We start from the raw sequence: 10,708 nt of genomic DNA on the forward strand, positions 1-10,708 counted from the left end.
TCTCTACAGATTGCAGTTTGAATATTACGATCTAAATATTCAATCAGAAAAATACCGTGTTTACAAGGAGACGAATAATTATCATAACTTTTTATGTGTTTCTTCCAATTCTTTTGTATAGAATTTACAATATTACTATGTGTATGTTCCTCAAATAGGCGAGTATAGGATCGATTTATTACAAACCCCTCTTCACTATCTTCCAATTCCTTTAGGAATTTCTTCTCACTATTCTTATTTAGTCTAGATGATTCTAATTTCTGAACTGATCCTTTTTTACCTTCAAAGGATGAAGTAACAGCAAAATGTTCTATAAAACCATTCTCAAATAAAAAATCTGGAAATTCACTACTATTTTTGTTTGGTTTAGCATCACTCAGCCATTTTTTCAGTTCTTCATATTTTTCGTCAGATACACCGTAACAAATTTCTTTAGACAATTTGCTCCTAATATGGTCTAAACACTTTTGCTCTATTTTATCTTGATCTTTTAAATTCTTACTCATTCTACATCCCCCTATCCGAAAGCAAATAAAATCTAATTAGCAACTTTAATTTCTAATATAAAAATTTATTATCAATTTCAATTAATTATTTATCTACCTTTGCTACAAAATTATAGCATGTAAAGGGATTGTTGGAATAACATTCCAACATATAATAGTTTTTAAGTAATTACACTTCAAACTACTTGTTTTTAGTTATACATTTAATATCGTTAGCTACTTCATGTGTCTCTGCTAGCAATTTCATTTCCACCTAAGCGACTCCACAATATTTTTGATTGGTTTAGTTGCTCAATTTAATTGCCCTTTAATGAAAGCGAGCGCTGATTCTTGTTACAGAATCGCGCCCGTTCGTACAAAATACTGTTATTTCCGCCTAAATTCATTTTTATCACTATTCAGAATCAATATATTGGTCTGGAACCCTTTCCCATGTACTACACTTTCTACTTACTTCTCTTTTAAATTGTCTAAAAAGTTCCCTTTCATCAAAAGTTACTTCTGGAATAACTTTATTTACTGAGTCTCTTAATGACTTTCTCATTTCTGAACTCAAATGATCAATAATCTCTTCTATTTTTACTCTTGCCATATGTATCACCCTCTTATTATATTTTTAAATTCTATAAAAAATGGTTTGAAAATTACTTCTAAATACTATAGTTCGACATATTATTTCAGATTCCTTTATTTAACATATTTAAACGATGTAATCCGAGGGACTTGTTCAACAATCTGGCCCGATTGTTGAAAACCTATCTCCGATAAATAAAACCTCTTTATTAAAGTACATTCCTTCATAAAAAAATTATTTGTTGCGCAGTAATAGTCTACTGTGTAATATCAAAAGTACTCCTCTGGCCTTATTTGAACTAATCATAGGACTAAACCAAAAGAGCCCATGTTAAAAAAATGAGCTCTTTCAAGTTATCTTCTATTATTTTGTCAATTCTAGCAGCGAGACACACTCCACATGGCTCGAGTTGATGAATTAGATAACAGGTATGAGGGAACATAGTGAGTTATCAAATTTTGTATGTTGGTTGGTGGGAATAAATCAACTATTTTTTATCCATGTTTGGATTTTACTCTCTATTAATGTTGCATCCAAACTTCCGTCTAATCCATCTTCTGTAATTATCAAATTTCCAAGTGTTTCTGAAATTCCCACACTTTCATAATTTGCTCTTTTCTTGTCCCAATAATTTTTATATGATTTATTTTTTAGCATTCCAAGATGCTCTAAATAAGCAATTTTGCCTTGGTAGCGTAGAGTAAAATCAGGAATATAGGTTTTACCACTAACATCTAATGGTTCTTCATAGGAATACTCAATTTTCATCTTATCGAGTATATTAGCCACAATTACTTCGGACTTTGATCTTACCATTTCACCACGAATTGTTTTATGAATCAATTTTTCTTCAAAGTACCTTTTTTGATTACCAAACTCTATCTCAATTATGTTTGGAACATCAAATAAGTCTGTATATCGTTGTTTGGTATCCGAATACCAGTCATTGGCATACTGAACTAATTCTTGAATTGACAAATCACTTATTACAATTAGTCTTTCTCTTTGACGAGAAAACGCTGTATACAAAAGTTCTTTTGTAATAAATGAACTTTTACCGTTTATGACTACTATGGTTTTGCCAAAACCAGAACCCTGTGACTTATGAACAGTAAGAGCATATGCAAGTTCTAATTTAGAGTCACTATTTTCTCCACCAAAATCCGATTTTGTATACGAAAATAATTTTCCTTCAAATGAGCCGAAACGGAAGCTATATGAAGCAGGATAAGATTCATTTTTTTGAGCTCTGCTTAATATTCCAAGTTCACCGTTTGCTATATATTCTTCTGTCTTATCCCAGGCTTCTCTAATTTCATTTCTATTCGAAATAACTTTGTCACCCAAAACAATATTTTGAACAGATTGAGGTTTATATTTATTTTTCCATTCCCATGTTTGCCAATTTTCAACTGTTTCTTGTCGATATTTTTGATGGATTTGGTTATTTAAATAATAGCTTCCTGCACCAATATATTTAGTTGGAGATAGAACTTGCCAGTCTTCAATATGCTTTCCGGTATAATAATTTGTATATTTACCGTTTTTCTCAGCGCCTAAACTTTTATTGAATCCATCAATATCATCTTCAGTTGTCATGTTTGTGATTTCTACCAATTCCTCAAAGAACACTTTTTCTAACTCGTCTAAATCGGTGTATTGAATATATTTAAGACGATTATCTGTTTGATTGTTTTGAATACGGTAAATTACGTCTTTATCGACTGAATCCGAATTAGAGAATATTTGAGCAAATGATAAATCATCACCACCTGAACCCTGTCTCATCTCAGTTTTTAACGCTGCAATTTTATCAGGATGAGCAATCTCTAAATAATTAATCAAATCAACAAATGGACGCCCTGCTCCTATAGGTGGTAATTGATTTGGATCTCCTATAAAGATAATTCTCTCTGCATGAGAATCAACAAGTTTTAGTATGCCAGCAAACATATCTTCAGTCAGCATCGAACTTTCATCGATAATAACTGTTTTGGCAATACTTGAACTAGGTTGACTAGGTATCTTATAAGCCATTGTGTTCCAACTGAAACCTTTAGAACGAATTAAAAATTGTGCCACAGTCATAAACTCAGCCTCTACACTATTCTTCTTAAATGAATTCTCAAGTTGAACTCTTGCCTTCCCAGTAGGAGTCAATGCTAATACTCCACCAACCTTAATTTCTTTTGAAGAAGCAAAAATTCCCAATGCTGATGTTTTACCCGTCCCAGCTCTTCCCAATAGGACAGATATCATAGATGATTCGAGAATTCTTAACGCTGTCGCCTTTTCATCACGAGCCAGTTCATCGTTTTCTTCATTATTTTCTTGAAGTTCTCCAAATTGGTCGTCAATAATTTTTCTCCAGTTTTGTTCACTTGATAAACTAGTTCCTAAACGGCTATTTACTATATCGACTACCAATTGTTTATAATCTTGATATTCTTTCAGTTTGATGTAAGTATTTTCCACATCAACGTGCAATTCATCTTTCTGCAAGAACTCTAGAACACCTTCAATCTTTTCTGTTTGAAAATCCGTTTTTTTATCTAATGGTAATTTGTTAATTTCTTCAACAATTTGATCATAGCTGAGTAAAGTATGGCCTTGATTTGCAGCTTGAACTAAAACAAATATCACCATAGCTCTAAAACGGCGTTTATCACTTTCAGTTCTCATTTTGGTTGGTTTCTTAAGAGGATACTTATTTTCCACCAACGGATTCACAAACATTGCATTGTCGATTTGAGAAATAGTAACTTGATGAATGTCCTTTTCTTTTCGTGTAAGTTCGTATAACAGGTATGGGTTTTCAATAATTTCAGCTGCATAATTTTTTAGGTTACCCCAAGCATTAATAGCTTGTTCAACTGAAAGATTCAATCGAGACAAAAGTTCAAAATACCGAGTTTTGTTTTCATCTCTTAGTAAACCAGAAAACTCATCCTCTTTGTCAGCTAAGCTGTCATCCAATTTTTCGTTCCCAGTTTCTTTATCACCTGAAAAGTATAACTTCAATTCAGAAATCAGGTCGTTTTCAGAAGTATCAACATGTTTAGCAACATCGAAACCATATCTAACACCGAAAGCTGATAAAATCGAACCTAATCCTGGGAATATACCACGTTGATTCCAAACGTTTTTTAATTGATTATCAATATATTCAAGTTGAACATTAACCCATTCATGATTGGCTTCTTTTAGCTTGAGTTTAGCTATATTTTTCAATGCAGTTTTCGCTTGATTTAACACATCGATAGCCGCATCGTAGCTGACCCATTCAGCTGCATATGAAAATTCCGCTCTAAAACCTGCTGGTTCAAACAATGTGACACTCGATACATCAAAATCAAGATGCTTTTTTGCATACTCTGAAATTTCAAGATATGGCATTAAAAAGCCATCTTTACCATCTACTCTTATTGAATGAGCTGTATTTGTCTCCCAAATATAGTTTTTTTCGTCACTGCTTCCATCAGACTTATACTCATGAATTTCTACATTTGATACTATATTTCCTATTCCTGCAATTACACGCCTATTATCATCGATAAACGGAACTTGTTTGTAATATGGAAATATTAATGATTTGTGGGGTTTAATCCCGGAAAAGAAGTAATCGAAAATCCCTTTTTGAGATTCTCCATGCGATACCCAAGCACTTGACCAGTTCAGCATTTGTTCTGTTTTTTCTAAGTCAAAATAAAAATTGTAATACTTTTGTTTCTCATTGGCATTATCCTTTAGTGTCCATGAAAAGGGGCGCAATAAGAATGAATAAGGGTCCATCTCAAAAGGTGTTTCTTCGAAATGCTTGAACTTAGCATTTCCTTTTTTATATGGATGGTTCATTTTAAGTTCTAGCTTGGTATCACTCATGAACGCAGCGTTCTCTGTAATCCAGCTTTGCATTCTTACTGACCCTACTTGTTCGTAACTTTTACCTTTATTCGTTTCCTCAAACTCCAAGTCCCGTGTCGATGCAATGTTTGGGATTACTTGAGCAGCAACATTATACCTAGGATTATTGTCAATGCGCCCAGTATAATCGTTATCCTTCCACGGAATTCTTGTTGAAAAGTGTTGTACATAATTTGTTTGTGGTTTAACTTTCTTTTCTTTATCTATCAGGAACATTAGCCTCTCCTCCTAAACCTCTATCACATAGTACTTGCCTTTATCGTAAATCGGTCTCCAGAAAAACTCGTATCTATCTTTTCTCTTTCAAAGGTCCTGTTGGTAAGTCTCTCATATATACTCAGTAACCTTAAATCCTTTATTTCCGTTATAATTAATATTAAAATTCACTGTTCTCACCACCAATTTACCAGTTAATTAAATTATATTTAGCACGATGGACATATAATGGGGTTTTCGTAAATTTTTTTTACAATCTTAATTTCAATTCATCAATTAATTAATAACAGCTGTCATTTTAACTTTAATATATTGGAATATGTTTCTATTATAAATGCATTTGTCCAACATTTGTGGTAAAAAAATAGAAAAATAGGCCGACTTGAAGATTACTTCAAATCAGCCTCAGTTGGTAATTAATCTATTCCCCATTGCATTCTATTTCCGTACCATCCATGAAAGATGACAATAAGTTTTCCACTTTCAAAAACGGTAATTTGATTCAGCGTCTTTAACATAAAATCTATTCCAAATTCCGTGATGTGTTTTGTGTTTTCTGTAATGTCTGCGAACTGCACCGCTCTGTATTGCTCCAGCGGATTACCAAATTCAGCATGTGTCTCCCATCGTGACTTTATCTCATTCCCATTATTGTAAATACTTCTTAAATGCGAAGAAATGATAATGCTGCGTGACAATTTACAATCTCGATCTTCAACAATATGGAACTTTTGTGGAAGAATCTTAATCACACTAATTTTTACAGCTTGTTCAAGGAAAATAATTGTTGCACAGTATAAGTCAAATAAGAAAGACGATCACTTAAAATGTAATCGTCGTTTTGATGCTTATTCTATTACCAGTATCGTTGTACTGTGCAGTAGTTATTAAACAAAGCAGCTTATTGGTCTATGGAAACAAGTCCACTATCTTGAGGAACATCTTCTTTAGTAATTACCATCAACGATTCTTTAGCAATATGCCCCGACAATTTCGACAGTCTCTTCGACTGATTAAGTGTTATATCATCAAATAAATTCCGAACAAGACGACCATTTGAAAAGTGATCATCTTTTTCATTTAATTTCGTTTGCAGCAAATCGCGGACTTTTTTAATCGCTTGCTCATCGGCAATATAGTCATTTTGTTTGCAGATGTAAGTGAATATTTGAACAAGCTCATCTAGTGAATAATCACTAAATGAAATATAAGTATTAAATCTTGACTTTAATCCTGGGTTGGATTCAAAGAACTGGTCCATCAAATCTGTATATCCAGCTACGATTACAACGAGGTCATTTCGATAATCTTCTAGAGCCTTTGTTAGCTCAGTAAGACTTTCTCTCCCATAACTATCACTATGATCATTCTCAGTTAGACTATACGCTTCATCAATAAATAGGACTCCACCTTTAGCACGATTAATTAACCTTTTTACCTTGATTGCTGTTTGTCCTTGGTACTCAGCAATTAAATCAGTCCTACTTGCTTCAATAAACTGTCCTTTACTTAATAATCCGATAGCTTTATACATCCTCCCAACAATACGAGCCACTGTAGTTTTAGCTGTGCCGGGATTACCCAGAAATGCCATGTGCAAAGTTTTGTTAGACTTCTTCAATCCGTTTTTCACTCGTAATTGTTGTATTTGATTATAGTCAATCAAATCACGGACTTGTTGCTTTACATCTTCTAGTCCAACCAGTTCGTCTAATTGGTTAAGTAGCACATCAAGTGAAACATTTGAAGACTCTTTCAAGTCTTGGATAAGACCATCAACTTTTGATGCTCCTAGATATTTATATAATGTCTCAATAATTTTTTCTTGCTTTTGCTCCATTCTGGGTAAAGATTGTTTCTTAGTTAAGATACCTAGGTTTTTAATGAACTCTAGAACAGCTTTATCAACTTGTTCGTCAGTTATTTCTTGAGCTAATCTTACCAATTCAGATGATTGTCCTAAAGCAACGTCTAACTGCTTAGCTTCTTTCATCAGCTGGCGTTTGTAATGCTCTGAAATCATCATAGCACCCCACTTATTATCAAAAGCACTAAAACACATGTTATAGCAATACTAGCAAATGAAAAAACTCGAGTAGTCTTCAACCCTTTTGTTAAGCTTACTGTTAACAGATTAAGCTCTCTAATCTCATTTTTTGTCTTTGACAATTCAGATTCAAAATATGAATTCATACTTACTGCTTGTTGCTCTATTCCAACGTTGAGTTCCTTAATAGCATTTTCAAAATCTGTCTTGTTTTTTCTGACTTCGTTAGTTGTTGAAACGAGTTTGGCATCAAACTCTGAATTGTTTCGAACGACTTTATTTGATAAGATCTGGATATCATCCTGAAATAATTGTTTTAAATCACCGAGTTTTTCTACCTGATTAGCAACTTCTTTATTTAGTGTTTCGATATCAGCCTTGTTTACTGTATTAATTGCTTCGATTTTAGATATACTATTATTTTGGTGTGATACCAGTTGTTTCACTGTTTGATATTGCTTAACTTGGTTTTCTTTTATTTGATTCATATGATCTTGAAAATCTGACTGTGAAGAAAACAATGATTTCGTTTCATTAATCAGGTCAACTAATGTCAGTTCTTGAGCTTCAATCTTTGCTTCGATTGCTCTTACATTATCTTGCATTGTTGAATAGATAGCAAAAACTGTATCCACGTCTGCTAAGTGTACAATTTTCTCAATCTTCTCTTTAAAGTTTTGCAGAACCTGAATTACCTGTTTTTGTTGATTTATGATTTGTTTAATCTCGTTTTGATTTGTCTGAACGCCTTCTATTCCCTTTAATGCTTTTTCATTTGCTTCTTCAGCTGCTTTCAATGAGACTAAAATTCCCTGAATGTACTCTTTATCTAATGCAGAAAAAGTATCGTAAATCGTATTAAACTCTTGAATCGTTCTAACAAGAACTTTATTCTGCTCAATCATTTTATCTTGAATACTTTCAGTAAGCCTGTTTAAGTCACTACCCGTCACATCGTAGTTAAACCACCCAAATAACCCTCCCGTAACTGGGACACTAGGTAACTCTGCTTCTTTAGGCAGTTTCTCACTGAATGCTTTTAACTCATTTTTCTTTTTATTGAAACCCTCACCTCTGGTAGACACAATCATTGTCTGTTCATTAGTTGAGGATTCCTCTCTCGTCATTACCTTTGTCATTTCTCATCACCTTTAAAGTAAGCCTTCTAAATCTTTTTGCATTTGAAGTAGTTCTCTCTGATTTTCAGTAATATTGTTCTTGTTTTTAGAACTACTAGCATGATTATCATCAAATATCTTATTAAGCGATTGTCGCATTATGTCCTTCGCCAATGCGTGATTCTCTGAGATTTCGTTCATAACATTTTCTTTCAATGCTACTACACGATTTTCAGCTACAAAACGTTGTACTTGTTGAAGATTCATAATCCCATTTTTCTTATCGATAATTTGTTGGTCCTTTTCTTCTTTTACCTTTTTGGCGATAAACTTATCGATAAGATTTAACACGATGGCACCAACTAATCCAGATACTAAACTTGATAAGAATAAGCCAATCATATTAGCAAGAGATCCTATTAGAGGGATCTCAATTTGCATTCCAGGAACGGTTAGTAAGAAATTTTCAAAAACCTCTCCTAAAAAAATCGCACTGCCGCCAACTAATCCAACAGTTATGATTTTTCCGACTTGTGCTACCTTTACTGAGAACGGTTTGTCCATATTCTTCTTATCACGAAGATAATTAACTGCATCAATAAGAGAAGATACCCCTTGCTTAATTACACTTGCCAATTTCTTAAAAGTACTTACAATAGGACCTAAGATTTCAGAAATAATGGTACCAATTAATGTTGATGCTCCCGTTTGAATGAAACTGAGAATCTTGGAAAAGAATGATTTAATCGATTCACGCATCTCAGATAAGAATCCATTAAACGACTTAGATCCCTCCTTTAAAAAACGGATTAAGCCGTTCATAATTTCCTTCAACAATGTAAAGAGTGCTGATACAGCCATTGCCTTTAAGGCATCTTTTCCTGCTTTTTTGCCAACTTCTTTTGCTGCATTAACTGTAATATCTTTATTAATTGCTTTTCTTGCTTCTTTATCAGCTTTCATCATAGAATCATCATCAGCAGCAAGCTTATCCTTTAATCGTTTATCATTTTTTTCTTTTTGTAAACGTTTATCAACATCTGACATGTTTGATTCATCGATTTTTTTATTTGCCCTTTCGTTTTGTTTAATAAGTTCTTTTTCTCTAGCCTCGCGTTTTTCTAAATACTCTTTGTTGCTCTTTGCACCTTTGCTTTTATTTAAAGATTCGTTAGTCGCCTTTAGATTTTCTTCTTTGTTGGCAATATCAGCTACACTTAAATTTGCTTGCTTTCTTCTTTGATTTTCAAATAATTCTTTTCTAGATACTACATGGTCTAAATTAGCATTTTCATTACGCTTTAAGTTTTTCCCTGTATATTCATCCTTTAAAGTACCGGCTTTTTGTTTTTCCTTCATTGCCTTATTGGCATCTTTGTATTGTTGGTCTTGCAGTACCGAATTAGCAATTTCCTTATATTGTTCAGGATGCTCTCTATCATATTTTTGAATTAATGTCTCATTCGTCATGTCAAGTCCAATTTGATTCCCAAACTGTTTCCAAACTTCATCCAATACTACTTTTCCTAAAGAATCGGGATCTGCTATCGATTTTCTTTCGTTTTCCAGTAGTTCTAAATCAGAAAAGCTGTCCTCTAACTGTTTTGATAAGAAACCTTCTACTTCTTCAAAATCAAAGTCAGTTTCAATATTATCAATTTCCATATTTTGATTTGCATTCTTATTAGCCATAATTTTAAACAGTCCTTCCAAATAAGTTCAATAAGAATTTTGGTAACAATACCACGTTTTTATGCTTTCTTGCGTGTTTCTGACTGATCTGAGCATTTCCCAAAATGAAAGGAAAAGATATGTTAATCTCAACTGCCCATCAAGCAATGAGTGTGTTTTTAAACTTCACATCAATATTGCTTATATCATAATTCACACTATCTGCCTGTTCTCTATTATAAAAAGCAATCTCATCCAAAAAATTACAGAAGTATGTATCACAGGTTACATTAGAATCATCAACGTTCCAGAACAGAAATGTTTCTATGCGTAATCCAACAAAATGGAACCCATAGTTTTTAAATTTGCTCCATACCCCATACAAAGCAAATTGCCTTTGAAATGCAGGTATTGCATATTTTTTCATATTAAATATTCTGTAAAGCCTCATACATTGTAATACTGTTATCTATTAATTTGCTCAACCTTGTAACCTCATCTTTATTTACAGAACCTTGATTTGTTTTCATTAGTGTATCTTCAATCTCGTACCAAATCGTTTTGGTTTGCATTTTCCTCAATAGCCAGATGAATCATCGCAAACGATTTTTCAGCAACACAATACCTTTTCTTGATAAACCCAACTTATTAC

9 protein-coding genes are annotated in these 10,708 nt (G+C 33.1%); all 9 read right to left on the minus strand.

The window, feature by feature from the left end:
• The coding region (locus V7150_RS20160; protein WP_335521858.1) for a hypothetical protein at positions 1 to 506 on the minus strand (506 nt) is incomplete at its 3' end.
• 394 nt (positions 507 to 900) lie between these two features.
• Positions 901 to 1,098: a hypothetical protein gene (locus V7150_RS20165; protein WP_335521860.1), complete on the minus strand. Its 198-nt coding sequence runs from the start codon at positions 1,096 to 1,098 to the stop codon at positions 901 to 903.
• A 465-nt stretch (positions 1,099 to 1,563) separates the two neighbouring features.
• A complete protein-coding gene (locus V7150_RS20170) occupies positions 1,564 to 5,220 on the minus strand; it encodes an AAA family ATPase (protein WP_335521862.1) in 3,657 nt (1,218 codons plus the stop codon).
• Positions 5,221 to 5,636: 416 nt separating this feature from the next.
• On the minus strand, positions 5,637 to 5,972 hold the full coding sequence (locus V7150_RS20175; protein ID WP_335521864.1) for a hypothetical protein: 336 nt from the start codon (positions 5,970 to 5,972) through the stop codon (positions 5,637 to 5,639).
• Positions 5,973 to 6,121: 149 nt separating this feature from the next.
• Positions 6,122 to 7,243, minus strand: coding sequence for an AAA family ATPase (locus V7150_RS20180; RefSeq protein ID WP_335521865.1), 1,122 nt, complete (start codon positions 7,241 to 7,243; stop codon positions 6,122 to 6,124).
• Positions 7,243 to 8,406 carry a hypothetical protein gene (locus tag V7150_RS20185; RefSeq protein WP_335521867.1) on the minus strand — a complete coding sequence of 388 codons (1,164 nt, stop codon included), beginning with the start codon at positions 8,404 to 8,406 and terminating at the stop codon, positions 7,243 to 7,245. The genes V7150_RS20180 and V7150_RS20185 overlap by 1 nt, the downstream gene beginning before the upstream one ends.
• Before the next feature lie 12 nt (positions 8,407 to 8,418).
• A complete protein-coding gene (locus V7150_RS20190; RefSeq protein ID WP_335521868.1) occupies positions 8,419 to 10,077 on the minus strand; it encodes a hypothetical protein in 1,659 nt (552 codons plus the stop codon).
• A gap of 139 nt (positions 10,078 to 10,216) precedes the next feature.
• Positions 10,217 to 10,483, minus strand: a complete 267-nt coding sequence (locus V7150_RS20195) for a hypothetical protein (RefSeq protein ID WP_335521870.1) — start codon at positions 10,481 to 10,483, stop codon at positions 10,217 to 10,219.
• Position 10,484: 1 nt separating this feature from the next.
• Positions 10,485 to 10,628, minus strand: a complete 144-nt coding sequence (locus V7150_RS20200) for a hypothetical protein (protein WP_335521873.1) — start codon at positions 10,626 to 10,628, stop codon at positions 10,485 to 10,487.
• Positions 10,629 to 10,708: the final 80 nt, after the last annotated feature.

Origin of the sequence: Neobacillus drentensis, from assembly GCF_036965245.1 — a bacterium.
GTDB lineage: Bacteria > Bacillota > Bacilli > Bacillales > Cytobacillaceae > Neobacillus > Neobacillus drentensis_G.

Excerpts from the sequence above, each read along its gene's own strand:
- V7150_RS20165 (WP_335521860.1), bottom strand. The coding sequence starts at position 1,098 with ATGGCAAGAGTAAAAATAGAAGAGATTATTGATCATTTGAGTTCAGAA.
- V7150_RS20170 (WP_335521862.1), bottom strand. The coding sequence starts at position 5,220 with ATGTTCCTGATAGATAAAGAAAAGAAAGTTAAACCACAAACAAATTAT.
- V7150_RS20180 (WP_335521865.1), bottom strand. The coding sequence starts at position 7,243 with ATGATTTCAGAGCATTACAAACGCCAGCTGATGAAAGAAGCTAAGCAG.
- V7150_RS20185 (WP_335521867.1), bottom strand. The coding sequence starts at position 8,406 with ATGACAAAGGTAATGACGAGAGAGGAATCCTCAACTAATGAACAGACA.
- V7150_RS20190 (WP_335521868.1), bottom strand. The coding sequence starts at position 10,077 with ATGGCTAATAAGAATGCAAATCAAAATATGGAAATTGATAATATTGAA.
- V7150_RS20195 (WP_335521870.1), bottom strand. The coding sequence starts at position 10,483 with ATGAAAAAATATGCAATACCTGCATTTCAAAGGCAATTTGCTTTGTAT.
- V7150_RS20200 (WP_335521873.1), bottom strand. The coding sequence starts at position 10,628 with ATGCAAACCAAAACGATTTGGTACGAGATTGAAGATACACTAATGAAA.